This is a genomic window from Allobosea sp. 01N443, from assembly GCF_056399325.1.
This window is the reverse complement of the sequence record NZ_JBFTRC010000001.1, coordinates 136,481-161,313: the sequence shown is the minus strand read 5'-3', so window position 1 is coordinate 161,313 and position 24,833 is coordinate 136,481. Positions and strand designations below refer to the sequence as shown.

At 64.2% G+C, this 24,833-nt stretch carries 27 protein-coding genes; 6 read left to right on the top strand and 21 right to left on the bottom strand.

The window, feature by feature from the left end; all coding sequences use genetic code 11:
• Window positions 1-51: 51 nt before the first annotated feature.
• From AC1DRP_RS00815 to AC1DRP_RS00805, 3 genes are all read right to left on the bottom strand, one after another.
• Window positions 52-915: a C40 family peptidase gene (locus AC1DRP_RS00815; RefSeq protein ID WP_441504914.1), complete on the bottom strand. Its 864-nt coding sequence runs from the start codon at window positions 913-915 to the stop codon at window positions 52-54.
• A 46-nt stretch (window positions 916-961) separates the two neighbouring features.
• Window positions 962-1,315 carry a MarR family transcriptional regulator gene (locus AC1DRP_RS00810; RefSeq protein ID WP_069878324.1) on the bottom strand — a complete coding sequence of 118 codons (354 nt, stop codon included), beginning with the start codon at window positions 1,313-1,315 and terminating at the stop codon, window positions 962-964.
• 127 nt (window positions 1,316-1,442) lie between these two features.
• Window positions 1,443-2,834, bottom strand: coding sequence for a leucyl aminopeptidase family protein (locus AC1DRP_RS00805; protein WP_476767558.1), 1,392 nt, complete (start codon window positions 2,832-2,834; stop codon window positions 1,443-1,445).
• 174 nt (window positions 2,835-3,008) lie between these two features.
• Here AC1DRP_RS00805 and AC1DRP_RS00800 point away from each other — a divergent pair, with 174 nt between their 5' ends.
• Entirely contained in the window at window positions 3,009-3,824 is an 816-nt protein-coding gene (locus AC1DRP_RS00800) for a tetratricopeptide repeat protein (RefSeq protein WP_476767557.1), read from the top strand.
• Between the two features lie 140 nt (window positions 3,825-3,964).
• Here AC1DRP_RS00800 and AC1DRP_RS00795 read toward each other — a convergent pair whose 3' ends face one another.
• The 9 genes from AC1DRP_RS00795 to AC1DRP_RS00755 all read right to left on the bottom strand — a co-directional run bounded on the left by AC1DRP_RS00795 (window position 3,965) and on the right by AC1DRP_RS00755 (window position 12,759).
• Window positions 3,965-4,942, bottom strand: coding sequence for a type II secretion system F family protein (locus tag AC1DRP_RS00795; protein ID WP_476767556.1), 978 nt, complete (start codon window positions 4,940-4,942; stop codon window positions 3,965-3,967).
• Between the two features lie 10 nt (window positions 4,943-4,952).
• Entirely contained in the window at window positions 4,953-5,930 is a 978-nt protein-coding gene (locus AC1DRP_RS00790; RefSeq protein WP_476767555.1) for a type II secretion system F family protein, read from the bottom strand.
• A gap of 25 nt (window positions 5,931-5,955) precedes the next feature.
• The gene (locus AC1DRP_RS00785) at window positions 5,956-7,413 is read right to left on the bottom strand and encodes a CpaF family protein (protein WP_476767554.1); all 1,458 of its coding nucleotides are present in this window, start codon (window positions 7,411-7,413) and stop codon (window positions 5,956-5,958) included.
• A 79-nt stretch (window positions 7,414-7,492) separates the two neighbouring features.
• The gene (locus AC1DRP_RS00780) at window positions 7,493-8,758 is read right to left on the bottom strand and encodes a CpaE/TadZ family protein (RefSeq protein ID WP_476767553.1); all 1,266 of its coding nucleotides are present in this window, start codon (window positions 8,756-8,758) and stop codon (window positions 7,493-7,495) included.
• The gene (locus AC1DRP_RS00775; RefSeq protein WP_476767552.1) at window positions 8,758-9,492 is read right to left on the bottom strand and encodes a CpaD family pilus assembly protein; all 735 of its coding nucleotides are present in this window, start codon (window positions 9,490-9,492) and stop codon (window positions 8,758-8,760) included. Before AC1DRP_RS00775 ends, AC1DRP_RS00780 begins: the two co-directional genes overlap by 1 nt.
• Before the next feature lie 35 nt (window positions 9,493-9,527).
• Entirely contained in the window at window positions 9,528-10,994 is a 1,467-nt protein-coding gene (locus tag AC1DRP_RS00770) for a type II and III secretion system protein family protein (protein ID WP_476767551.1), read from the bottom strand.
• A complete protein-coding gene (gene cpaB, locus AC1DRP_RS00765; protein ID WP_476767550.1) occupies window positions 10,991-11,764 on the bottom strand; it encodes a Flp pilus assembly protein CpaB in 774 nt (257 codons plus the stop codon). The genes AC1DRP_RS00770 and cpaB overlap by 4 nt, the downstream gene beginning before the upstream one ends.
• 119 nt (window positions 11,765-11,883) lie before the next feature.
• Window positions 11,884-12,396: an A24 family peptidase gene (locus AC1DRP_RS00760; protein WP_476767549.1), complete on the bottom strand. Its 513-nt coding sequence runs from the start codon at window positions 12,394-12,396 to the stop codon at window positions 11,884-11,886.
• 183 nt (window positions 12,397-12,579) lie between these two features.
• A complete protein-coding gene (locus AC1DRP_RS00755; protein WP_476767548.1) occupies window positions 12,580-12,759 on the bottom strand; it encodes a Flp family type IVb pilin in 180 nt (59 codons plus the stop codon).
• 415 nt (window positions 12,760-13,174) lie between these two features.
• Here AC1DRP_RS00755 and AC1DRP_RS00750 point away from each other — a divergent pair, with 415 nt between their 5' ends.
• The 3 genes from AC1DRP_RS00750 (at window position 13,175) to AC1DRP_RS00740 (ending at window position 15,144) form a co-directional block, all read left to right on the top strand.
• Window positions 13,175-13,690 (top strand): pilus assembly protein N-terminal domain-containing protein, encoded by a 516-nt coding sequence (locus AC1DRP_RS00750; RefSeq protein ID WP_476767547.1) that lies wholly within the window; start codon window positions 13,175-13,177, stop codon window positions 13,688-13,690.
• Window positions 13,691-13,888: 198 nt separating this feature from the next.
• Window positions 13,889-14,527 (top strand): TadE/TadG family type IV pilus assembly protein, encoded by a 639-nt coding sequence (locus tag AC1DRP_RS00745; protein WP_476767546.1) that lies wholly within the window; start codon window positions 13,889-13,891, stop codon window positions 14,525-14,527.
• The gene (locus AC1DRP_RS00740; protein WP_476767545.1) at window positions 14,524-15,144 is read left to right on the top strand and encodes a TadE/TadG family type IV pilus assembly protein; all 621 of its coding nucleotides are present in this window, start codon (window positions 14,524-14,526) and stop codon (window positions 15,142-15,144) included. The genes AC1DRP_RS00745 and AC1DRP_RS00740 overlap by 4 nt, the downstream gene beginning before the upstream one ends.
• A 23-nt stretch (window positions 15,145-15,167) precedes the next feature.
• Here AC1DRP_RS00740 and AC1DRP_RS00735 read toward each other — a convergent pair whose 3' ends face one another.
• From AC1DRP_RS00735 to AC1DRP_RS00700, 8 genes are all read right to left on the bottom strand, one after another.
• Window positions 15,168-16,667 (bottom strand): phosphomannomutase/phosphoglucomutase, encoded by a 1,500-nt coding sequence (locus tag AC1DRP_RS00735; protein ID WP_476767544.1) that lies wholly within the window; start codon window positions 16,665-16,667, stop codon window positions 15,168-15,170.
• A gap of 145 nt (window positions 16,668-16,812) precedes the next feature.
• Complete coding sequence (locus AC1DRP_RS00730; protein WP_476767543.1) at window positions 16,813-17,364, bottom strand: retropepsin-like aspartic protease family protein; 552 nt, start codon at window positions 17,362-17,364, stop codon at window positions 16,813-16,815.
• A 150-nt stretch (window positions 17,365-17,514) separates the two neighbouring features.
• Window positions 17,515-18,423, bottom strand: coding sequence for a ribokinase (locus AC1DRP_RS00725; protein ID WP_476767542.1), 909 nt, complete (start codon window positions 18,421-18,423; stop codon window positions 17,515-17,517).
• Window positions 18,420-19,316: a 2-dehydro-3-deoxygalactonokinase gene (locus tag AC1DRP_RS00720; protein WP_476767541.1), complete on the bottom strand. Its 897-nt coding sequence runs from the start codon at window positions 19,314-19,316 to the stop codon at window positions 18,420-18,422. The genes AC1DRP_RS00725 and AC1DRP_RS00720 overlap by 4 nt, the downstream gene beginning before the upstream one ends.
• A 127-nt stretch (window positions 19,317-19,443) precedes the next feature.
• Window positions 19,444-20,022, bottom strand: a complete 579-nt coding sequence (pcaG, locus tag AC1DRP_RS00715; RefSeq protein ID WP_441504933.1) for a protocatechuate 3,4-dioxygenase subunit alpha — start codon at window positions 20,020-20,022, stop codon at window positions 19,444-19,446.
• Complete coding sequence (gene pcaH / locus AC1DRP_RS00710) at window positions 20,015-20,725, bottom strand: protocatechuate 3,4-dioxygenase subunit beta (RefSeq protein WP_476767540.1); 711 nt, start codon at window positions 20,723-20,725, stop codon at window positions 20,015-20,017. Before pcaH ends, pcaG begins: the two co-directional genes overlap by 8 nt.
• Window positions 20,722-21,507, bottom strand: a complete 786-nt coding sequence (locus tag AC1DRP_RS00705; protein ID WP_476767539.1) for a CoA-transferase subunit beta — start codon at window positions 21,505-21,507, stop codon at window positions 20,722-20,724. The genes pcaH and AC1DRP_RS00705 overlap by 4 nt, the downstream gene beginning before the upstream one ends.
• Window positions 21,508-21,518: 11 nt before the next feature.
• Window positions 21,519-22,376 carry a CoA transferase subunit A gene (locus AC1DRP_RS00700; RefSeq protein ID WP_476767538.1) on the bottom strand — a complete coding sequence of 286 codons (858 nt, stop codon included), beginning with the start codon at window positions 22,374-22,376 and terminating at the stop codon, window positions 21,519-21,521.
• Window positions 22,377-22,488: 112 nt separating this feature from the next.
• Here AC1DRP_RS00700 and AC1DRP_RS00695 point away from each other — a divergent pair, with 112 nt between their 5' ends.
• Together AC1DRP_RS00695 and AC1DRP_RS00690 are read left to right on the top strand one after the other, a co-directional pair.
• Entirely contained in the window at window positions 22,489-23,226 is a 738-nt protein-coding gene (locus AC1DRP_RS00695; protein ID WP_476767537.1) for an IclR family transcriptional regulator domain-containing protein, read from the top strand.
• Between the two features lie 10 nt (window positions 23,227-23,236).
• Window positions 23,237-24,127: an aldose epimerase family protein gene (locus AC1DRP_RS00690; RefSeq protein ID WP_476767536.1), complete on the top strand. Its 891-nt coding sequence runs from the start codon at window positions 23,237-23,239 to the stop codon at window positions 24,125-24,127.
• Window positions 24,128-24,131: 4 nt separating this feature from the next.
• On the opposite strand, the gene AC1DRP_RS00685 is transcribed toward AC1DRP_RS00690, so the two are convergent.
• Window positions 24,132-24,797: a L,D-transpeptidase gene (locus AC1DRP_RS00685; RefSeq protein WP_476767535.1), complete on the bottom strand. Its 666-nt coding sequence runs from the start codon at window positions 24,795-24,797 to the stop codon at window positions 24,132-24,134.
• Window positions 24,798-24,833 lie beyond the last annotated feature (36 nt).

The following is a 24,833-nucleotide window of genomic DNA, read 5'->3' as shown; positions in this document are numbered from 1 at the left end:
GAACACAAAGACTTAGATCATCGGACCGGATACGATTTCCGCTCCGATGATCTAAGCGCCAGCAATCCGCCGGATGCTGGTGATGGCGCCGAAGCTCTTGTCTAGGATCCGGTCGCGAGCGGTGCGCAACGGCTCGCGATGGACCGTCATCGTATAGCCATTGGCGTGCAGCAGCGTCTCGGCATCGGTCATGATGCCGACATGCCCCTTCCAGAACACGAGGTCCCCGCGCTTCAGGCCGAGGAGGCTCTCGTCGAAGGCGATTGGCTCGCCTATCGCCGCTTCCAGCATGTCGGAATCACGCGGCGAGGCGATCCTGGCCGCAGCCAGAGCCAACTGAGTAAGGCCGGAGCAATCGAGACCGAGGCTTGTCTTGCCGCCCCAGAGATAGGGGACATGCTCGAAGCGCTCGGCAACGGCGACGAAATCGGTCTCGCCCTCGCTGAATTCCGCGAGATGCGTGCGCCAGACATGGCCGCCATCCGCGAGTACGAGAAAATTGCCGCTCTCGCCAGCAACGGCCAGGCCGGCACCCAGAGACAGCGCGGCAAGCGGCGGCAGTTTGATCGAGGCTCCGGGATAGACGAAGGTCCGCAATGCACGAACGCAGTGCGTCGGCGCGGGCACATCGGCACGCAGCGCATCGTCCGGCAAATAGCCGACATAGCCATCAGCGCCGAGCTGGCCCCAGGCCCAGCCCTCATGCTGCTCGTAAACCTGCACGACCTCGCCCGCGAGTGCCTCGGTATCGAGCGGGGCATCGGGACGCGGCTCACGCCGAACCGGTGCGGAAGGGGCAACGACGCGCATGGTGACGGGATCGGCAAAGGCGCGCGCCTCGACCTGGCCGATCAGATGCCGGGCGGCGAGGTCAGGGCGGGCCGGGGTCAGGCGACGGTCGAGAATCGTGTTCATGCGGGCACCATAGCCGGAGCCTGCTCATGAGCGAAGACGCCTTTGCTCAGCCCGGCCCGAGATCACGCGCCCGTTGCACCACCAGGTCGGCAAGCCGTTCGACAGCGAGGGCCCCCGCCACGGTCCGCTGGATCACGACATTGCGCCGGTCGAACTCGTCGCGCCTGCGCGTGACGAGGCCGAGCTTGCCCATCGTGTCGAGCGCGCGGGTAATCACGGGCTTGGTGACGCCGAGCTGCTGAGCAAGGCCGCGCACGGTATGCGGTGGCAACTCGAGATAGATCGTCAGCAGGATCGCGGTCTGGCGGGCCGAGAGGTCCGCCTGACCGTCATGCACCAGATCGAGATGCACCTGCCGCCAGAGCCTGAGCGCCTGCGAAGGCCTGATCTCCAACGCCATGACTGATACGAACCCCGATCGTTACGGGTCCGTATCATTATCGCGCCAAGCTGCGGCTGCAATCGCTCTCGTCGAACAGACTTAACCGCCGACTATCGATGGCATGCCGCGCGGAGATCGCCGGGCTTCATCCCTGGACCTTCGGATAGAGCTGCTTGACCAATGCATAGGTCAAACGCGCGGCTTGGCATTCGCCGCCCTCGGGGCGGCCGGGCTTCGACGATGGGTTCCAGGCATAGATATCGAAATGCGCGTAGGACTGTGTCTTCTCGACGAAACGATTGAGGAAGAGCGCAGCCGTGACGGAGCCGGCAAACGAGCCCCCGGAGACGTGGTTGACGTCGGCGATCTTGGAATCGAGCAGCCCGTCATAGGGCGGCCAGAGCGGCATGCGCCAGACCGGGTCGTTTACCGCCTGCCCCAACCGGGAGATTTCGACCGCGAGCCCTTCATCATGGGTGTAGAAGGGTGGCAGCTCGGGACCGAGCGCAACGCGGGCGGCACCGGTCAGCGTCGCATAGTCGATCAGCAGCTCCGGGGCTTCCTCATCCGCCAAGGCCAACGCATCGGCCAGGATGAGCCGGCCTTCGGCGTCGGTGTTGCCGATTTCGACCGTCAGCCCCTTGCGGCTCCGGAGCACATCGCCCGGGCGGAACGATGCACCGGAAACGGCATTCTCGACGGCGGGCACAAGGAGGCGCAGCCGTACCGGAAGCTTCGCCTGCATGATCATGCGCGCAGCGGCAGCCGCGGCCGCGGCACCGCCCATGTCCTTCTTCATCAGCAGCATGCCGGCATCTGTCTTGAGGTTGAGCCCGCCCGTATCGAACGCCACCCCCTTGCCGACGAGCGTCACCTTGGGATCGGCCGGATTGCCCCAGACAAGGTCGATCAGGCGCGGAGCGCGCGGCGACGCCCGGCCCACGGCATGGATCATCGGAAAGTTGTGCTCGAGCAGATCGTCCCCGACCTGGCTGGTGACGCTCGCACCAAAATCCTGCCCGAGCTGACGGATCGCGGCCTCGATCTCAGCGGGCCCCATGTCGCTTGCCGGCGTATTGACGAGATCGCGGGCAAAGGCGACCGCCTCGGCGAGCGCGCTCAGCTCCACACCATCCACGCCCTCGGGCAATACCAACCGAGCGCGGACCGGCTGCGGCTTGCGGTAGCGCTCGAAACGATAGGACTGGAGCAGCCAACCCAGCGCCGCAAGGCCGAAATCACCGATCTCGCCCTCCAGACGATAATCGCCCTCCGGCAGGACCGCGGCGAGCCGGCCGGGAGCAAATGGGTCGCGTCGGCGCGCCGATGCCCCCTCGACACCAAGGAGCACCGCGCTGACAGCGCCCAGCCCATCCGGCAGCACGACATGCTGCCCGGGACGCGCGGCGAAGCCATGGGCCTTCGCAAAGCGCGCGGCCTCGGGCGCGAGGCGCTCGATGAGTGCCGGCCAGCCCGCCTTCGAGACGAGATGAACCGGGACGGCGGAGGGCGCAGAGGCAAGGAGCAGGCTGTGCACGGCTGAAGGAACCTGTTCGAAGGAGTGAGCGGCGGAGCCAGTTAAGGAAGCATTAGGGTTAACGTTTTACCACCAGAACGACCAGTTCTCTCTCGTGGCAAGGCACTCTGGCCCATGTCCCGCTGCTTCTCCGCAGTTTTGTATCCTTCGTCTGCAGCCCCCCGCGTCCGGCTGTTGGCAGCCGTCTGCCTCGCCTCGCTCGCCCTGGCCGGCTGCCAAAGTCGCGGCGGGATCGGCGACATCACCGGCTCCATCGGGCGATCCGCCCCGACCCAGCCACGCGGACCTGCCGAATGGCGCACCGAGGCCGACCAATGGGGCAAGCGCTACGACGCGAACCAGAAGGACCGGAACTCCGCCTTCTACTATGCCCGCGCGCTGCGGGCGCTCGACCAGAATGCCCAGGCCCTCGCCGTTCTGCAGAACGCTGTCCTCATACACAACGACGATCGCGAGATGCTCGGCGCCTATGGTCGTTCGCTGGCCGATAATGGCCGCTACAAGGAAGCAGACGAGGTGCTCTCGCGCGCCCATTCGCCGGAGCGTCCGGACTGGCGCATCCTGTCGGCACAAGGCACCGTCGCCGACCAGCTTGGCGAACACGCCCGCGCCCAGCAGATCTATGAGACCGCCCTCAAGCTCGCTCCCGGCGAGCCCACGGTGATGTCCAATCTCGGTCTGTCGCTCGCGCTGTCAAAGCGCCTGCCCGAGGCCGAGCGCGTGCTGCGCGAGGCGTCGAACTCCAACCGGGCCGACGCGCGCATCCGGCAGAATCTCGTGCTGGTGCTCGGCCTGCAGGGGAGGTTTGGCGAAGCGGAAACGCTGGCGCAGCAGGACCAGAGCCCGGCCGAAGCAGCCGCAACCATCGCCTATCTCAAGCGCAGCGTCAGCCAGCCCAATAGCTGGAACATGCTCAAGGGCAGCAGCAAGGCAAAGACAGCGGCATCAGCGCAGCCTGAGCAAGCGGATCGGCCCGTCCCACAGGGTTAGGGCCGCCGGTCACCTCGGCGAGGCCTTCAACCCACGAGCATATGAGCCGTCGGGAGGGATCGGCTGCATCCGCTGCGCGCCCCCTTGCCCTTGCTCAGCGCCAATATGTGCGTGGCGGCTCGCCGGTCGAGCCCACGAGGTTACTTCAGCTTCATCACCTGGATGATTGCCGGCGTCATGATAACGACGAAGAGCACCGGCAGAAAGAACAGGATCATCGGTACGGTCAGCTTTGGTGGCAAAGCGGCAGCCTTCTTCTCCGCTGCCATCATGCGCTGGTCGCGGCTTTCCTGCGCCAGCGTACGCAGCGCAGTGCCCAGCGGCGTGCCATAGCGCTCGGCCTGAACCAGTGCCGTCGAAACTGACTTGACGCCCTCGAGTCCGGTGCGGACGGCAAGGTTCTCATAGGCTTGGCGTCGTTCCGCCAGGTAGGACAGTTCGGCCGTGCAGAGCGCAAACTCCTCGGCCAGGGGCACAGACTGGCCGCCAATCTCGGTCGAGACCTTGCGGAAGGCATGCTCGATCGACATGCCCGCCTCGACACAGATCAGCAGCAGGTCGAGCGCATCGGGAAAGGCCTGCTGCATCGAAGCCTGGCGCTTCGAGATCTGGTTCGAAAGGAATATCTCCGGTGCCTTGATGCCCAGATAGGCGCCGCCGATCGCCATGCCGAACCGGATCAAAGGCGGCTGACCAAAATCCTTGATGAAGAAGACGTAGAAGAGCGTGAACAGGAAGAGACCGATCGGCGTCACCAACCGGAAAAACAGGAAAGCAATCTCGGCCTGCGGACCACGATAGCCCGCCATTGCGAGCTGCTTCTTCGCCGTTTCGGTCCCGAGCCAGTCGCCCAGCTTAAACTGATCGACGATGCGCCGCATGAACACTTTTGGTTCCTGGCGCAGCGAGACCTTATCCTGCTGTCGGTTGAGTCGATCGCGTTCGCGGGCGCGAATCTTGTCGCGTTCGATCGCCACATTTTTCATGCGCTTGTTGAGGTCGTTGCCCTCGACCAGCGGCATCGCAAGAGTCAACACCGTCGCGGCTGCGGCGACGGCGGCGAGYAGCGCGACCAGGAACTGGCTGTCGGCTAGCTTGTCCGCAATCAGGGCAATCATCCGCGCATCCTCAGATGTTGAAGTTGATCATCTTGCGCATCACCATGATGCCGATCAGCATCCAGACACCACCGGCGACGAGCGCAACCTTTCCGGTCTGGGTCAGCCAGAGCAGTTCGATATATTTGGGGCTCGTCAGATAGACGAGCAGGGCGACAACCGGCGGCAAAGCTCCAATGATCGCAGCCGATGCCTTCGCCTCCATCGATACCGCCTGAATCTTGTCGCGCATCTTCCGGCGTTCGCGAATGACTTTCGACAGATTGCCGAGGGTCTCCGCAAGGTTGCCGCCAGTCTTCTGCTGGATCGCCAGCACGATTCCGAAGAAGTTGGCCTCGGCACAGGGCATGCGCTCGTAGAGTTTTGCCGCGGCCTCCGTCAGCGGCAGGCCCAGCCCCTGGCTTTCGATGATGAGACGAAACTCCGTTCGGACCGGTTCGACGGCTTCCGCGGCAATGATCCGCAGGCAGTCGTTGAGCGGCAAGCCGGATTTGATGCCGCGCACGATGATGTCGAGCGCATTCGGAAATTCGTTGCCGAACTTCTTCAGCCGCTTCGTCCGAGTCCGCGACAGAAACCAGCGCGGCAGGCCGAAGCCGCCAATGAACAGGCCGACCAGGAGGAGCAGTGAATTGGCTGTCGCAAGGAAGAGCAGGATGCCGGTCGCGACCGCCGAAACCGCGCTGACGATGTAGAATTTGCGACGGTCCCAGCTCAGCCCAGCCTGCAGCATCAGGGCCTCAAGCGTGAGCTTGTTGCGGGCGTTCTCGCGGCTTTCTATGTCCTTGAGGCTCTGGGCGATCTGGCCGCGCTTCTGCCGCGCCTGGACCTCGCGATCGACCGTTTTTGCGGCGACCGGCCCAGTAAACCCCCTGCGGCGCTTCTCCGCTCGATTCTCGCCGGTCAACAGCGGATAGAACAGCGCGTAGACCACGCCTCCCGCCGCCAGGGTCGCCAAGACGACAACCGCGATGACACTCAGGTCCATGGCTCAGTTCCGTCCATAGCCGCGATCACGCCGCATTGGCTTCATCCTGGACCGCGAGTTGGTCAATCGCCGTGGCAAGCCGCTGCTCTTCACCGAAATAGCGAGCGCGCTCCCAGAAGCGCGGGCGGCCAATGCCGGTCGAGCGGTGACGACCGATCAGCTTGCCTGAAGCATCCTCGCCGAGCACCTCGTAATTCATCAGGTCCTGGGTGATGATGACGTCACCCTCCATCCCCATCACCTCGGTGATATGGGTGATCCGGCGCGAGCCGTCGCGCATGCGCTGGGCCTGGATGACGACATCGACCGAGGAGCAGATCATCTCCCGCAATGTCTTGGAGGGCAGGCTGAACCCGCCCATGGTGATCATGGACTCGATGCGGCTAAGGCATTCGCGTGGCGTATTGGCGTGTAGCGTCCCCATTGAACCGTCATGGCCCGTGTTCATCGCCTGCAGCAGGTCGAAGGCTTCCGGGCCACGCACCTCGCCGACGATGATCCGTTCGGGCCGCATGCGCAGGCAGTTCTTGACGAGATCACGCATCGTGACCGCGCCGGTGCCCTCAAGGTTGGGCGGGCGCGTCTCGAGCCGCACGACATGCGGCTGCTGGAGCTGCAATTCGGCGGCGTCCTCGCAGGTGATGACCCGCTCGTCCAGCTCGATATAATTGGTCAGGCAGTTCAGGAGCGTGGTCTTGCCGGAGCCGGTACCGCCGGAGATCACGATGTTGCAGCGCACCTTGCCGATGATCTTGAGGATTTCGGCACCCGGCGGCGAGATCGCGCCAAAGCGGACGAGCTGATCCAGCGTCAACTTGTCCTTCTTGAATTTGCGGATGGTGAGCGCCGGCCCGTCGATCGCCAGCGGCGGCGCGATGACATTGACACGCGAACCGTCGGCAAGGCGTGCGTCGCAGATCGGCGAGGATTCGTCGACCCGCCGGCCCACCTGGCTGACGATGCGCTGGCAGATGTTCATCAGCTGCGCGTTGTCGCGAAAGCGGATGTTTGTCAGCTGGATCTTGCCGCCGGTCTCGATGAAGGTGCGTGAGGCACCATTGACCATGATGTCGGCGATATCGTCGCGGGCCAACAGCGGCTCCAGGGGGCCATAACCGAGCACGTCGTTGCAGATGTCGTCGAGCAGTTCTTCCTGCTCGGCAATGGAAAGCACGACATTCTTGAGCGAGATGATCTCGTTGATGATGTCGCGGATTTCCTCCCGCGCCGATTCCCCGTCGAGCTTCGCGAGCTGAGAGAGGTCGATAGCCTCGATCAGCGCCCCGAAGATCATGCTCTTCATCTGGTAATAGTCATCGGACTTCGGTGTCTCGACCGGAGCCACGGGGGCTACCGGTACCTGACGGCGCATGTCGGGCGGAGGCGCATTCAATTCGGGCAGGCGGGCAGCTGAAGTCAGGGCGGCGGCCCTTGGATTCAGGGCTGGCGCCGTCGCAGCGTTCGTGGATCGCTTTCCGAACATGTCATCCCCCTTTCGCGCCGGGAAACGGCCAGCCGGCCGGTCCGAGCGAGCAGGCAGCGGCGAAAAACGGCTCCACGGCTCAAGCCCTGCGACGCTTGAGCTTGGCGACTAGCGGCTCCAGCAGGCTACGCTTTCCGCGCCTGGCCTCGCCACGGCCGGTCAGCGTGCTCGCAATCTGAATGAAGGCCTCGTTGATCTTGCCGCCGGCCTGGACCTCCGCAATCATCTGCCCGTTATTGGCGGCCGTGCCGAAGACCTGCGCATCAAAGGGAATCGCGGCGAGCACCTCGACACCCAAGGCCTTGGCGAATTCCCCCGCATCGATCTCGGGCCGCTTGGGCAAGCCGACCTGATTGAGCACCAGACGTGGCGGCGAATCATTCGGGCGGCTGGCTCGGGCCAGATCGATCAGGTTCTTGGCGTTTCGCAGCGAGGCGAGTTCGGGCCCCGCGACAACCATGACCTCGTCGGCGCCGATCAGGCAGCGCTTGACCCAGCCGCTCCAGAGATGCGGCACATCGAGAACCACGCAAGGAACACTCGCGCGCAACAGATCGAAGAGCTGCTCGAAGGCATCCTCCGGCAGGTCGAGTGTCCGGTCCAGGATCGCCGGCGCCGCCAGCAAGGCGAGATTGTCGCTGCAGCGCGAGAGCAGCCGATCAAGCATGTTGGCATCAAGCCGCTCAGGCGCGAACACCGCCTCCGCGATGCCCTGCGGCGGATCCTGGTTGAAATCGAGCCCCGCCGTGCCGAAGGCGATGTCGAGGTCGACGATCACGGTCGAGGCATCGAGATTGCGCGCCATGGCCCAGGCGACATTATGGGCCACGGTCGAGGCGCCGACCCCACCCTTGGCGCCGATCACCGCGACGATTCGGCCGAGATTGCGAGCCCCGGGCGCAACATAGAGCTCGGACAAGGTCCGCAGGATATCGAGCGGTTCGAGCGGAGCGATCAGATAGTCGCTGACGCCGCGTCGGATCAGATCGCGATAGAGCTGGACGTCGTTGACATGGCCGATGACGACGACCTTCGTGCCGGCATCGCAGCTCTGGGCCAGGGCATCGAGATGACTGACGAGCGTGGTGCCGTCGGACACCGTTTCCAGCACAATGACGTTGGGCGTGGGAGCGGTCCGGAATGCCTCGACTGCGGCTGCCGGTCCCCCCATCTGGACGCGCGAATGCGTCTTATCCATGCGGCGATCGGTGCTCGCAGTCTGCATGGCGGCGGCGATGGCCGGCGTTTCGCAGAAGGCCTGCAGCGTGATGCGAGGCAGCGGCGCGATGACCTCGTCTCCCGCAGCGCCCGCCGCCTGGGTTTCAAAATTCTGCGTCGGATCCATCAGCGGCCTCCGACCGTCGAGTTGATCTGCGGCGTCTCCTGCCGGTACTGGGTCGAGGGATCCTTGCCCTCACGCAGCTTGCCGATGGCGTTCATGCGCTTGACGATGTCGGCCCTGCCCTCCGTACGGCTGCGGACAAGATCGATCGGGTCGGCGACCTGCGCTGCCAACGTCGCCTGGCTGGAGCAGCCAAAATTCCACATGGTTTCGTTCGAGCCATCGAACTTCCAGTCGGACACACCTGCATCCTGGGTCCATTGCCCGCAGGAATGCGGTAGGCCCGCCTGCAGTGACGCGAATGACAGGCGGATGGGCGAGGCGAGGTTCGGGTCTGCGATCGGATAGGTCCTGACCGAGAGCGAGGCAGGCGACACACCGCCACGCGCCAGGGCCCTGCGCACAGATTCGAGAGTGTCATGCGTTGCCATTTCCCGGCCGCCGCCGGTCGGCACTTGGGCAACGAGCCCGCCGCGCCCGCTGCGCCGGTATTCTGCGGCAAAGCTGGCGACATCCTCGGCCTGGCGACTGTCGAGACCAGCACCGGCCCGCACGATGAAGACATCGAGCGAACGAGGGGCGTCACGCAGGACGATCGGATGCCGCTCGCGCAGATCGCTGGCACTGATCGAGCCGGTGACGTCGGTCTTCGTCGCGCAGGCACCGAGCCCAAGCCCGGCGGCCAGGACAGCGGCGACCTGCCAGCGGTGTGACCCGTGCTGTACTCGAACTGTCATGGCGCAGCCATCCCTCGCAGGTTCACAGAAGCAATTCAGTCGGCGATGAAGCCGACCCGACCCTTGTAGGCCTGCGGCAACGGCCCGCTGCTGGTGCCGTAGATCTTGTTGAGCCGGCCGAGCAGGACGGCCTGTGCGTCATGGGCATCGACGAAGCCGTCATCCGGGCGCTGGACCTGGTTCGGCTCCATCGGCTTGGCGATATAGGGGGTCGCCGTGATCATCAGCTCCGTCTCCTCGCGCTGGTAGTCGCGCGAGCGGAAGAGGACGCCGATGACAGGCAGGTTTATCAGGCCGGGGAAGCCGTTGATCGACTGTTTCGAGACCCGCTGGATGAGGCCTGCGGTCGCCAGCGTGCCGCCTGAAGGCAGCTCGACGGTGGTGTCCGACTTGCGCACGCGGAAGGCGGGAGCGTTGACGGCTTCCCGGGTGTTGCTGCCTCGGGTGACGTTACTCGTATTGCTGAGGCGCAGCTGGTTCTCGAAGTCGAGCTCCGTGACCTCTGTGGCGATGCGCATGCTGATCTTGCCGTCGGAGAGAACAATCGGCGTGAAATTGAGAGCAACGCCGACGGGCCTATATGTGATGCCAAGCGTGCACACACCTGCACCATCGCAGGTATAGCCATTGGGTACCGGGACCTCACCGCCCGCGGTGAACTTCGCGCTTTCGCCGGAGATTGCCGTAACCGTCGGTTCGGCCAGGACTCGCGCGAGGCCCGCCCGCTCCAGAGCACGCAAGGTGAAGTTCGTCGAATTGCCGATACCGGCCGTAATCGCGGTTGCAGCCAGTGCCTGCGGCTGAAGCGGCAAGGGGTTCTCGATCGAGGGCATGACCGAGAAGTTGCCGAGCTTCCATTCGCCGGAAGAGTTGATACCGAGCTGCTTGATCGCCTTGCGCGAGACCTCTGACACCACGACCTTGACCATGACCTGGTCGCGGCCGCGAATCGTCATCGAATTGATGACGGTGCCCCTGCCCCCGGAAAAGAAGCCGCCGGACGTGCCGACGAAGGCATTGGCGATATCTACGGCCTGGGTCGCTTCTGATGCGTTGGCGACATTGCCGGTGAGGAGGATCGTGTTCCCCGCCGGCCTCACCTCGATCTGCGCCTTGGGCATTGCGGCGCGCAGGGTCTGGCGCAGCACATTGAGATCGCGCCCGACCTCGATCTCGAGAGCCGAGATCTGGCGGCCTTCGGCGTCGATCACGAACATCGAGGTCGATCCGTCGGCGATGCCGATGATGAAGAGCTTGCGCGCCGAACGGACCACCGCGTTGGCGACCTTCGGATTGGCGACAAACACCTCCTTGGCGTCTCGCGGCAGCTCGACGATCAGCGAGCGTCCGATCGAGAGATCGAGCTTTCTGGCGATGGTGTGCTCACTCGCGCTGACATTCAACACCGGAGCCGGACCGGAGGACTGGGCCATGGCCGAAGTGCCGAGCAGCAGCCCAAGGGCTGGAACCACAGCAGATCGGGGAAGACGGATGACGATCATGGCTTCACGTTTCTGCTGGTGACGCCGTAACGCACGAGGGTCAGGCCGCCTTCGGTGTCGGGACGTCCGAGTTCGCCCGCGTCCTTGAGACTGCGGAGCGCCAGCGAGAGCGTGCCGGTCTTCTGCGCGTGAGCCACGTTCTCGACCTGCCGCGGGTCGAGTTCGAGCGTCGCAGTCTCRCCGATGACGACCTTYTCGCCGTTGCGTTCCTGAATGTTCTGGCCGATCGCCAGAACGCGGACATTGATCAAGATGGTCTCGCTGACGAAATTCTCGCTGGCGTTGGGACCGTTGTCTTCCTTGTAGGTGCGAATGATGTCGACCCGGTCGTTCGGCAGGATGAAACCGCCTGCGGTGTTGGCGCCGCGGCTGTCGGTGCTGATCGCGATGGCGCGCATACCAGTGGGCAGGACGGCCGAAAGGAATCCCGTTCCATCGGTCCTGATCAGCTTGTCGCGGCGGATCGGCTCGCCGCCCACCATGGCAAAGCGCGCGAGCTGGCCGGTGATCTCGGTTTCGGCCTCTGGCGCCTCGTCCCTGCGGATGACACCGGCCGGGACATTGGCGGCCGGCCAGTCGATCCATTTCAGGTCATTGGCTGCGAGCGTGTTACCGAGCGGGATATCGGCGGCCGCGACGAGCACGGGGACCGTCGGCGCCGCCTCGTAGCGGGTCACGGGCGCAGGCGCATTGGGGCGCTGGATCAACAACGCCGCGCCAAGTCCCGCGACGAGCGCGACGACAAGGATGATGATGCGGGCAGGACTCATGGACAACGATCCCCAGCCAATCTGGATTGGCTCTGGTCAGGATCGTGCCATCGGAATCGTCAACTTGTGGTTAACAGAGCGTATCTTTTTTGCCGGGATTTGCCCGACTTCGGCATTTCTCAACCCGCGACGGCGGAGCACCAAATCGCGGTCTCGGGCAGAATGAAGAGCGCCGCAAAGGCGAGCGCGATACCGTAGGGGACACCCTGATTGGCGGCATGAAGGCGCCGCGCCCAGGACCAGTTCTCGGCGACGACCGGCAGGGGGCGGGCCCGCAGTTGCAGAATGATGAGCGTAAGAACTCCACCGAAGACGGCAGCGATCAGGAGATAGGCCATCAGGTGATCGAAGCCGAACCAGAGAGTGGTCGCAGCCGCCAGTTTGGCGTCTCCGCCACCGATCCAGCCAGCAGCGAACAGGCCGAAGCAAATGACGAGCACCAGGCTGCCGGCGGCGAGATGCCAGCCAACTTCCGCCCAGGACAAGCCGAGCACAAGGGCGCAGACTGCAAAGAGCGCGACCAGGGCGAGGCAGAGCCAATTGGAGATCGTCATCGAAACGAGGTCACTTGCAGCCGCAAACGCCATGGCGGCTGGGAAGACGACGAGCATGACAAGGAGAGGGAGCGACATCGGTCCGATCCGGAAGAGCGCAATGTGAGTGAGCATGCCACGGAGGCCTCACCAAAGGCTTACTGAAAACGGATAGGGGAGGCGCGCTGGAAGCAGCGTGCCCACCCCAAAGGAAAACGCCCCGGATGGATCCGAGGCGTTCAGAAAGGCCACGGCCAACCTGAGGGTCGAGCGTCGCGTCGCTTAGGACGCAGCAGTACCCGCGAGCGAGTCCTTGATCGTCCCAAACAGCGTCTTCAGTTCGGTGCCGACCAGGCCCATGGCGCCGATGGCAGCGACGGCGATCAGGGCAGCGATCAGGCCGTATTCGATGGCGGTTGCGCCGGACTCGTCCTTGGCAAAGCGAGCGAACAGATTCTTCATGATGGAACTCCTTTTGCACCACGGTTTGACTGCTGCCTTCGCTCTAGCGGCTTCGGTCAGCGACAAGGAGGACACTACCCTGCGCCCCTTGCCGATCAGTTAAGAGAACCGAAGAATTCGCCCAATTTCGCGACCGTTATTTCGATGGTTAACGCCGAATTTATGAATTACAAGAGCCGAGAATAGGTTTCTGTTTCAAAAATATCTTCGTAACAACTAATACAATACGCACTATTGGGAGATTAGTTTGACGCTATAGAGATATATATGCCACTCAATACTTCAATCTTGAGCTTCTTGAGATCGCCCGCAGTGATGCCGAACCAGCGGATAAACGCCGCCCCGGAGTGGCATTAGGGTTTGATTCATCATTTTCGGCTTTCCTCCCGCCGTTGGAAACCTTGGGGCCCATGCCATGTCGACTGTCCTGAGCGGCGCAAGCTCCGTCCGCAGTCGCCGCAGGGCGCTGGCGATGGCGATGGCAGCATCTGGCCTGCTTCTGCTGGCAGCAGCGACGACGGTCCGAGCCGCTCCCGAACCGCCCCGGCCGGAGACCGTGGTCGTCACCGTCGATCACGCCAAGCTCGTTCGGCTGCCGGAGAGGGCGCAGACAGTCATCATCGGCAATCCGAGCATCGCCGATGTCTCGATCCAGAAGAACGGGGTGATGGTGGTCACCGGCAAGAGCTTCGGCGTCACCAACCTGATCGCGCTCGATGCCGGCGGTGGCCTCTTGGCGGAATCGCTCGTGCGCGTGAGCGCGGCCGCGGATTCGATCCTCACGGTACAGCGCGGGATGGAACGCGAGAGCTATTCCTGCACACCGACCTGCCAGCCCGCGATCCAACTCGGCGACGCCAATCGCTATTTCGGCGAGATCGGCGGACAAACGACGCGCCGCAACGCGATGGCAGGCGGCAGCGATAAGTGAGCGCCCCAAGCCGCGCGAACAAGATGAACCGCTTACTAACGCGGGCCGCGTCGAGGCACCGTTCCTCCTAACAGATCGGAAATCCTCTTCGGTTAGGATGCGCTTCGGCTGGTGGGCATCCCCGCTTCCACCCGCGCGAAGCCATGCTGGTCCCGCCGTTTCTGACGCGTGACCGCTGCGACATCGGGTTGTTCGAGCATGATGGCTCTAGATACCAAGCTGAGCTACCCGCCGGCCGCGCGGCGCAGCCGGCAGTTCTGGCGCGCGCTCMGACGTTTTGACGATGATCAGGCGGGCGCATCTGCCGTGGAGTTCGGGCTGATCGCAGCCCCGTTCCTCCTGATGATGTTCGCCATCATCGAAACGGCGTTGGTATTCTTGACTAGTCAGGTTCTCGAGGAAGCGGTTACGCAAACAGCTCGCAGCCTGCTGACCGGAGAGGCGGTCACAAAATATAAAGATGGCAACCCCGGCAAGAACGCCGAACAATTCAAGAAAGATATCTGTAGTAACGCAGGCGCACTGGTCAATTGCGATAACCTAATTATCGACATTCAAAACTTCGTAACTTTCTCTGAAGGAGACGATAAAACAATTAGTCCCATCAAGAAAGATGCCGTATCAAACGAAAATTCGATCGATACGAGCGGATGGGGTTTCAATCAACCTAAACCCAAGCAAATCGTGGTGGTTCGCGCGCTACTAAAATATCCAGTTCTTCTTGCCGACTGGAATAGCGCACTCGTAACGGTCAAGCCTAACACACGCGCTATCATCGCGACGACCGCATTCCGTGCGGAGCCCTTCATCGTTCCAGCAACGAGCCCCGGTTCATGAAGAGATACTTCTCGATACAGCAAAACCGGGCAGCGTTGCTGCTTCTAAGCCAACGGGTTTGGCGCGATCAGCAAGGGGCCGCCCTGATCGAGTTCGCCTTCGTTCTTCCAATCATGCTGCTAATCTATTTCGGCATAGCCGAAGTGGCCAAGGGCGTCATGATCGACCGGAAGGTGACATCGCTCAACAGGGCTCTGGCCGACCTTACGTCGCAGGTCGACTCCATTGCTACGGCTGACATGACCGATATCTTCAAAGCGGCCAGGTTGATCATGAAGCCGTTCAACGATGCCGCGCCCCAAATGATTGTTGCCAGTATCGTTACCGATGGAGCGGGGGTTGCGAAGGTCTGTTGGAGCGATGCGAGCAATGGTGCGAAAGCGCTAAAGCCGGGCGACGGCTTCACGTTGCCATCGGCCCTTCGCACACCCAATACATCCTTCATTCTGGCGAGAACGTCGTACACCTTCACTCCAACCATCGGTTACGTCTTGACCGGGCCGATCGCGATCAACAGCACTGACCTTTTCATGCGCCCGCGGCTGGGTAAGCCCGGCGGCAAGAACAAGATCGAGCAGGTCGAGCGGGTCGGCGTGCCGATGTGCCCGGCCCCCTGACCGGGGACCGGGCCCAGATAATCTCAGATCGTCTGATTATAGGCGCCCACTTCCGGGTTCTCGCGCAGCACGCCGTCGATGGCGGCAAACATCTCGCGCATGCGTGCTTCAGAGACCGGGCTTTCGCAGACGACGACGAGCTCCGGCTTGTTTGAGGAGGCGCGGACCAGTCCCCAGGTGCCATCCTCGTTGACGACGCGGACGCCGTTGACGGTGATCACGTCGCGGATCTTCTGGCCGGCGATGGTTTCGCCCTTGGTGTGCATGGCCTCGATCCGCTTCGTCACGCGGTCACTGACCTCGTATTTGATCTCGTCGGCGCATTTGGCTGCCATGGTCGGCGTGCCCCAGGTCTTGGGAACGGCGGCATAGAGTTCCGCCATCGACTTGTCCGGGTTGCGGTCGAGCATGTCGATGACGGCCAGCGCCGTGACGACACCATCGTCATAGCCGCGCCCGACCGGCGCGTTGAAGAAGAAATGGCCCGACTTCTCGAACCCCGCCAGCGCATTGAGATCGCGGACGCGGCGCTTGATGTAGGAATGGCCGGTCTTCCAGTAATCGGTCTTCACACCGAGCTTCTGCAGCTCGGGGTCGGTGATGAAGAGACCGGTCGATTTCACGTCGACGACGAACTGCGCTCCCGGATGCAGCCTGCCGAGGTCGCGCGCCAGCATCACGCCGATCTTGTCGGCGAAGATCTCCTCGCCGTGATTGTCGACCACGCCACAGCGGTCGCCGTCGCCGTCGAAGCCGAGCGCAACATCAGCGCCATGCTGCTTCACGGCATCCGCCATGGCATGCAGCATCTTCATGTCTTCGGGGTTGGGATTGTAACGCGGGAAGGAGTGGTCGAGCTCGGCATCCATCGGGATGACCTCGCAGCCGATCGCCTCCAGGATCTGCGGGGCGAAGGCGCCAGCCGTGCCGTTGCCGCAAGCCGCGATGACCTTGAGCTTGCGCGTGATCTTCGGCCGGTTGGTCAGGTCCTTGATGTAGACGGACGGGAAATCGGGAACGAAGACATAGGAGCCGCCACCCGACAGCTCGAAATCGGCCGCGAGCACGATGTCGCGCAGCTGGCCCATTTCGTCGGGGCCGAAGGTGACGGGGCGCTGCGCGCCCATCTTCACGCCGGTCCAGCCATTGTCGTTATGCGAGGCCGTGACCATCGCAACGCAGGGAACGTCGAGCGCGAACTGGGCGAAATACGCCATCGGCGACATGGCGAGGCCGATATCATGGACCTTGCAGCCCGCCGCCATCAGGCCGGTGACCAGCGCCATCTTGATCGACGACGAGTAGCCCCGGAAATCATGGCCGGTGACGATCTCGGGCTTGATGCCCATGCGCTTGATCAGCGTGCCGAGGCCCATGCCGACGGCCTGCACGCCCATCAGGTTTAGTTCCTTGCCGAAGAACCAGCGCGCATCATACTCGCGGAACCCCGTCGGCTTCACCATCGGCAGGGATTCATACTCGAAGGTATTCGGGAACAGCTCAGGCAGTGGCTTCGGGAACATCAAGGCATCCATTGCAAGGGAACATGCAGGGCGAACGAAGCATCAAGCCACATGAATGCAGCCTGACCGTGACACGGCAGCGACGCCGTCTTGACGGACACTTGGCATAGCGGATCGCGGCCGATTAGGAAACGCCGGAGACCGCCTAACCGCGCAGGATCATGCGACCGGTCTGGACCTCGTAGCCCTTGAGCTTGCTTAGAAAAGAGGTTCCAAGCAGGCTGACGGACAGCGCCCCAGCGGGCAACACCATGGCCTCGACATTGCGCACGATAATAGCACCGAGTCTGACTTCGCGCAGGTTCACCCGGGCGCCCCGTACGACGCCGTTGGCCGTTCGCAGCGTGACCTTGTAGTCGGAGGATGCGGGGCGGATGCCGAGCCCCAGGGCATCGCTCTCCGTCAACGCGATGAAACTCGCACCGGTATCGACCAGCATCCTGACGCGGTAATTGTCGATGGTCGGATGGACCATGTAGTGACCGCGAGAATCGGCCGCCACGGTGACCATCGGAGGCTCGCTCGATCGGGCGACTGGAGGCGGTGACGCGGGCGGTCGCGCGCCGGTCGCGACAGCCGCCGCGCGGGGCGTGTCATCATCCTCGACATAGCCTGCCAGACGCGTGCCGTATGACATCGCGCCGTAACCGACGGTAAAGGCTACTCCGAGTGCCCAGATGATGGGCCGTTGCGCCATCTGCTTTCAGTCTCCGCCACGTTCCGGGGATGCTGCACCTGGGACACTGCCGAAGAATGAACGGGAACGGGCGGATTGGCGGGTTCGGCCAAGCTCCGACCCGATGAATCCAAACAGACTTAACGTATCGTCATCCAAATTGGTGACATCTCAGAGGAAGCTGGCACCGGCCAGTGCCTCGATCTCCGGCCGGCGTGGCACGCTTGGTTGCGCACCGGACACCGTGCAGGCGAGCGAGCCGGCTGCGAGCCCGCGCTGAAGCGCGCTTGAAAAACCATAGCCGGCATCGAGCGCCGCCGCAAAGGCCCCGACGAAGCTGTCTCCGGCCGCGACCGTGTCGACAACCTCGACCTTCGGCGCTTCGAGGCGGCGCCGAACGCCGCCATGCCAACCGACGACGCCCTCGCCACCGAGCGTGACGACGCAGGCGATGCCGTGTTCGGCGTCGAGGCGCTGCGCGAAGGCGTCGGGCTCGCGTTCAGCCCAGCCCAATGCGCGGGCAAGTACCAGCGCCTCGTGCTCGTTGACGATCAGCATATCCAGGCAATCGAGCAATTCGGGAGCGGGCGATCCGGCCGGCGCCAGGTTCAGGATGACGCGCCCGCCGGCCTGCTTCGCCAGACGGGCCGCGATGATGCACTCCGTCTCCGGAACCTCGCGCTGCAGAAGCAGGATGTTGCGCTGGCCAAGCGACAGGTCGTGCAAGCCATCGGCCCTGGCCTGGGCATTCGCGCCGGCCGCCACCACAATCTGATTGGAGCCGGCGGCATCGACGGCGATGAAGGCGGCCCCCGTCGGTGCCTCGACCCGCTCGACCAGCGCGAGATCGACACCGTCGGCGGCCAGCAGGGACAGGGCGATCTCGGCAAAGGCATCGCGCCCGACAGCGCCGGCGAGCACCACCTCGGCGCCCGCCCGGCGGGCGGCAAGCGCCTGGTTGGCCCCCTTGCCGCCGGGATGCAGCGCATAGCCCGGGCCCATCACCGTCTCGCCTGCTCCCGGCAGGCGCTCGACCGGCGTGACAAGATCGACATTCAGGGACCCGAAGACGGTGATCACGCCAGCAGCCTCGCAGCCAGGCGTTTCACACCCGCAATGAAGGCATCTTCCGGCGGCGTGATCCGGAAAGGCAGGCCCGCGGCCTCGAACGCCGCTCCATAGCTCGCAGCCAGCGCTCCATCGGCCACGAGATGGACCGTGGTCGGGCGCCCAAACAGCGCCTGCGCGCCGGCAATCTCCTGACCAACCAGCAGCGCCGAGAGATAGGGCCCGACCGCGCCACCGTTCATCCGCCCCGCCAGCACCTCGGTACGCGCTGCAAAGGCTGCGTTGAGCAGCCCGGCAGGCCGTGCTGCCGCTGCAAAACCACGCTGGATCCCGATGCTTGCGTCGTCCCCCGACGGCTCTTCGGCAAGGCGCGCCAGAATCGAATGCTGACGCAGCAGGCCATAGATCTCTCCGGTCATGAAGCTGGCAAAGCGCGTGATCCTGTCGTCCCGCAACTCAGCCCATTTCGAATGGGTGCCGGGCAGGCAGGCGATGCCATCGGTGAGACCGAGTCCGACGATTAGCGTTTCCTCGCCGCGCATGACATCGAATGCGCCATCGTCCCAGGAGAGGCCGGGGAGCACGGTTGCGCGCGTTCCGTCCTCCAGCGTCACCGCGATGCCGGCATCTGCCAGCGCCTCGGTTGAGGCAGGGCAAGCAACGTAAGGCGCCTCGACCCAGYCATTGCGGCTGCCGACCATCCCTGCGAGCACGATCGCGGCATCCGGCCGCCTGCGGCGGAAATCACCGGCGATCGCCTCGAAAGCGGCCGGGAAACCTCCGGCCGGCACGGATTGGATGCCCTGATCCGCAATCCGCCGGTCCATCACGCGGCCGTCCTCGCCAATGAGGAAGGCGCGGGCACGGGTGGTGCCCCAGTCGAGCGCGATCAAGGGTTTCGGCATGGCGGGCTCYGGCACGGCATCGGTCATGGCCCTGCCTTGCCGCATCAGGCGCGGGCAAAGCAAAGCGTTGACCCGACTATCTCCTTGGCCCGCAAGCCGGGGTCAAGCCCGCGCATGCCGCACGGGCTCAGACGTCGAAGAACACCGTCTCGCCTTCGCCCTGCAGCCGGATGTCGAAATGGAAGACGCCGTCCGGGCCACGTTGCGCGATCAGCGTTTCACGCCGCTCATGCGGGACCAGCGCGAGCACTGCATCGGACGCATTGGCAGGGTCGTCCGAGAAATAGATGCGGGTCACCAGCCGGAGCAGGAGCCCGCGCGCGAAGACCGAGACGGCGAGATGCGGCGCCTGCCTCGTACCGTTTAGCCCCTCCACCGCGCCCGGCCGCACCGTCTCGAAGTGGAAAAAGCCTTCCGGCGACGTTTCCGCCCGGCCGAAACCTGTGAAGCCGGCATTGCCCCCGGCATTGTGATGCCCATCCGCATCGGCCTGCCAGACCTCGATCATGGCGTCCGGCACCGGCTCGCCATCGCCATCGAGGACATGGCCACGAATGGTGATGCGCTCGCCCGAGACGCCATCGGTCGCGATCCGCTCATTGGCCAGCTCCGAACCGCCATAGGCACGGGGCGTCAGCGCGTAAGCGTAGAAGGGGCCGACCGTCTGCGAGGGGGTGAGGCCCAGGGCGGGCTTGCGCTCAGTCATCATGCGGCTCCTCGAGCGGCGTCGCGTCGCGACCGCGCAGAACGATGTCGAACTGGTATCCCAGCGCCCATTCCGGTTCGGTCGTGTCGATGTTGAAGCGCGAGATCAGGCGCTCCCGTGCCTTCGCGTCCGGGATCGACTGGAAGATCGGGTCGTAGGCGAAAAGCGGATCGCCCGGGAAATACATCTGGGTGATCACGCGCGAGAGGAAGCTCGGCCCAAACAGCGAGAAATGGATATGCGCCGGGCGCCAGGCATTGTGATGGTTGCGCCAGGGATAGGCGCCGGGCTTGATGGTGACGAAGCGATAGCGCCCCTCCGCATCGGTMATGGCGCGGCCGGCCCCCGTGAAGTTCGGGTCGAGCGGCGCGGGATGCTGATCGCGCAGATGAACGTAGCGCCCGGCCGCGTTGGCTTGCCAGATCTCGACCAGGGTATGCGGCACCGGCCTGCCATCCTCGTCAAGCACCCGGCCCGTCACGATGATCCGCTCGCCGAGCGGCTCACCCTCATGCTGCAGGGTCAGGTCTGAATCGCCGGCTTGCACGGCGCTATGGCCGAACGCCGGACCGCTGATCTCCGACAGCGTATGCGGCAGCAGGATCAGGGGCTGCGAGGGCGCGCGCTTCAGCGTGCTCGTATAGGCCGGCGACGCGTTGAGCGGATGGGCCTTCAGGCCATCGCGTGGATAGATCAGGCTCATGCCGCTACTCCATGCGCTCGCTTGGTCCGGGCGTGCAGATCGCGCAGGATCTCGATCTCCTGCGCGGTCGGCGCCGGAGTTTCGACGAGTTCGCCAGCGAAACGCAAGGTCCAGCCGCAACCGGCCTGAACCTGATCCCGCGTCACGCCGGGATGCAGCGCAGTCACAGTCAGCTCGGCGGTCTCGGCATCGGGTTCCATGACGCAAAGATCGGTGATCACCTTGGTCGGCCCCTTCGTCTTGAGGCCGAGCCGCGCCCGGTCGCCATTGCCCTTGCCGTGGCCGAAGGATGTGATGAAGGGCAGCGTCTCGACGAAGGCCCGCGAGCCCATGGCCATCGTGATGAAGATCTCGCCACAATTGCTGGCGATCTCCGGCGCGCCGCCGCCGCCGGGAAGCCTCACCTTGGGCGCGGCATAGTCCCCGACGACCGTGGTGTTCAGATTGGCAAAGCGATCGATCTGCGCGCCGCCCAGGAAGCCGATAGTGATCCGGCCGCCCTGCAGCCAGTAGCGAAACATCTCGGGCACGCCGACCGTGGTCAGCGCGGTATCACAGAGCTCCCCGTCGCCGATCGAGAGCGGCAGCACGGAGGGGCGGGTCGAGAGCGTACCGGATTCGTAGATCAGCGTGATCTTCGGGGCATGTGTCAGGCGCGCCAGGTTGCACGCGGCCGAGGGCGCGCCGATGCCGACGAAGCAGACGCCGTCATTGGTCAGCAGGCGGGCGGCCGCGATGCTCATCATCTCGGTGGGCGTGTGGCTGATGGGAGTATGACTCATGGCGCTGATCCTCACGCGGCCTGCCGAGCAAGGCCGGCATGGTGGGCAAACACCTCCGGCCCCTGCTCCAGGACATTTGCCTTCATCCAGGCCATGAATGTGTCACGCTCCCGGGAGATCTTGTCCCAGGCAATGTAGAAATCATTGGCGCGCTTGTAATAACCCTGGGCGTAGGACGGGTAGGCGCCGCCCGGCACCTTGGCGATGGCGGTCACCACCCAGGACGGCAGGATAACGGCATTGGCATTGCGTGGGCCAAAGTCCTCGACGATCTCCTCGACGGTAACCAGCGAACGCCTGGCCGCCAGCACGACCTCCTTCTGCACGCCGACGATGCCCTCGAGCAAGACATTGCCCTCGCGGTCCGCCTTCAGCGCATGAACGACAGCGGCGTCGGGCCGAATGGCGGGAACCGTCGCCAGGACTTCCCCGGTATAGGGGCAGGTAACGGATTTGATCCGGGGATTGACCTTGGGCAGGTCGACGCCCTTGTAGCCGCGAAACACTGCGAAGGGCAGGTTGGCGGCGCCGGCCTCATAGGCATTGGCCATGGCGGCGTGGCTGTGCTCTTCAAGCTCAAGCTTGTGCGGCCAGCCATTCTCGACCGCATCGCGCAGGCGATGCAGCGAGCCGACGCCAGGGTTGCCGCCCCAGGAGAAGACCAGCTTTTCGGCGCAGCCCATCCCGATCATCTGATCGTAGATCAGGTCGGGCGTCATGCGGATCAGCGTCAGTCGCGTGCGGCCCTGACGGATCACCTCATGCCCGGCAGCATGCGGGATGAGATGAGTGAAGCCTTCCATCGCGATGGAGCAGCCGTCACGCACCACCGCCTCGATTCCCTCGGCGAGGGAGACGAACTCAGCCACCTTGACATCTCCTCATTTTGTGCGTTAATCGCACATCGTTTTGATTTTCGAACAATACCCATTGCGTCAACAGGGGTCAAGATTGGACACGGCAGCGTCGGATCGCGACCATATGGCCGCCTTGGAAAAGGGGCTGGCCGTGATCGAATGCTTCGACGCGGCGCATGAGAAGCTCACCATCGCAGACGTGGCGCGCGCCACCGAATTGTCCCGCGCGGCGGCCCGGCGCTGCCTTCTGACGCTCACAAGGATCGGCTACGCCGAATTCGACGGCAAGTTCTTCCGGCTGACGCCGCGCGTGCTCAGGCTCGGCCATGCCTGGCTGGCCTCCAGCGCCCTGCCCCAGCTCGTCCAGCCCTTCCTGGAGCGGCTGTCCGAGGAAACCCATGAATCCTCCTCGGCCTCACTGCTCGACGGACACGAGATCGTCTATATCGCGCGTTCGGCGCAGAGGCGGATCATGTCCGTCGGCCTTTCCGTCGGCTCGCGTCTGCCCGCCTTCTGCACCTCGATGGGGCGCGTCCTGCTCGCAGCGCTGCCACCGGACGAGGCCCGCGAACGGATTCTGTCCGGCCGGCCGCGAGCGCTGACGCCTCATACCGTAACGGAGCCGGAACGGATCATGGCCGCCTTGGCGGCGGCGCGCGAACGGGGTTACAGCGTGGTCGATCAGGAACTGGAACTTGGCCTGATCTCGATGGCGCYCCCCCTCGCCAATGCGCGTGGCGAGACCGTTGCCGCCTTCAATATTTCCGGACAGGTGCAGCGGACCTCGGCCGAGGAGATGGTGGCGCAGTTCCTGCCGCGCATGCGCTCGATGCAGGCGATGCTACGCCCGCTGATCAAGTAAGGACATCACGATGCTTACCCTGCAGTCCGGGCCTCTCTCCGCCGCGATCGCGCCCGAGGTCGGTGCGATGGTGACCGCGCTCGAATGGCGCGCGCCTGACGGGCAGTTGCGTTCGCTTCTGCGGGCGCCGGCGGGGGCGGTTCCCTCGATCGCGGCCCCCAATCGCTTCGGCAGCTGGGCCATGCTGCCCTTTGCCAATCGCGCCTTCGATTGCGTCATCGACGATGGCGAKCAGCGCTTTCGGGTGCCGGCCAACGATCCTGCGGGAACAGGCAGCATTCATGGTTTCGGCTGGCAGTCGGACTGGGAGGTCCTGCGGTATGACCACGGCCATACCGTCCTGGAACATCGGCGCAGCGCCGGTGAAGATCCCTACCGCTACCGCGCGCGGCAGGAGATCAGCCTCGACGATTCCGGTATGACCATCACCCTTGCGATCATAAACGAGGCGGATGTGGCCCTACCCTTTGGTTTCGGGCTCCATCCCTGGTTTCCCGCGGCTGCGGATACGCGCCTCAGAATGCGCTCCGACGGCGCATTGATCCTCGGCAACGGCTTCCGCGCGACCGGCTCGCAACCGCTCGCAGATGGCGGCCCCTATGCCGCCAGCCCGCTCTTCGCAACTCGGGCAGAAACGGCCTGGAGTTTCCTCGGTTGGGATGGCGCTGCGCGCATGGAAACACCGTCGCGCGGCGTCGCCATCACCGTCACGGCAAGCGAAACGCTGCGCTGCCCGGTCGTATGGGCGCCTCCTGGTGCCGACTTCCTCTGCGTCGAGCCGCAAAGCCACGCCATCGGTTCGCCGAGCGAGGCTGCAGCGCGCGCGACCTCTCCGCTCACCCGGCTTCAGCCGGGCGAGACGCTCAGCGGCTGGATGCGGATCGCCGTGGAGGCGATCTGAGCCCTTATCTCCAGGTCGGCCCGGCCCGGTAGGGCTGGTAGCCATAGGCGTTGGGCGGCAGGGTCGGCCGCATGAAGAGCTGATCACGCGCCGCATCCCAGTTCGGCACGCCACGCTGATGCGCGATCGCGGCCGCACGCTGCTTGGACTTCGACTGCGCAATGGCGACCTTGCTCTTTTGAGGCGCCTTCGCGAGCTTGCTCTTGGCACCGCCTGCCCTGGCAAATTGCGACAGCCCGTCCGAACTGGCACCATTCAGCGCAATACGCGTCTGGCCGGCACCGTGCTTCTTGACCAGCGCAAACAGCTTGGCGGCATGGGCAGGATGCAGCCGGATGCAGCCATGCGATGCCGGCCGGCCGAGTGCACCTACCGCTGTCGTGCCGTGGATGGCATAGCCACCACGGAAGAACACGGAATAGGGCATCGCCCCGCCATATTTGCGCGAGTACCAGCTCCGCTCCAGCCGCGTCGGGCTATAGACGCCGTTGGGCGAGCGGAATCCCTTGCGGCCTGATGAGATCGCCCAATTGTAGATCTCTCCGTCAGTGGTCGTCACCTGCATGCGCTGGGCAGCCAGGTCGACCCGGACCTGAACGCCGGCCTGGGCCGAAGCCAAGCCGGCAAGCGAAAGAAACAATACGGCGAGGACGCCGAGGACGCGACGCATCACACCACTCCTGAAGACGCAACCGTTGCAAGAATT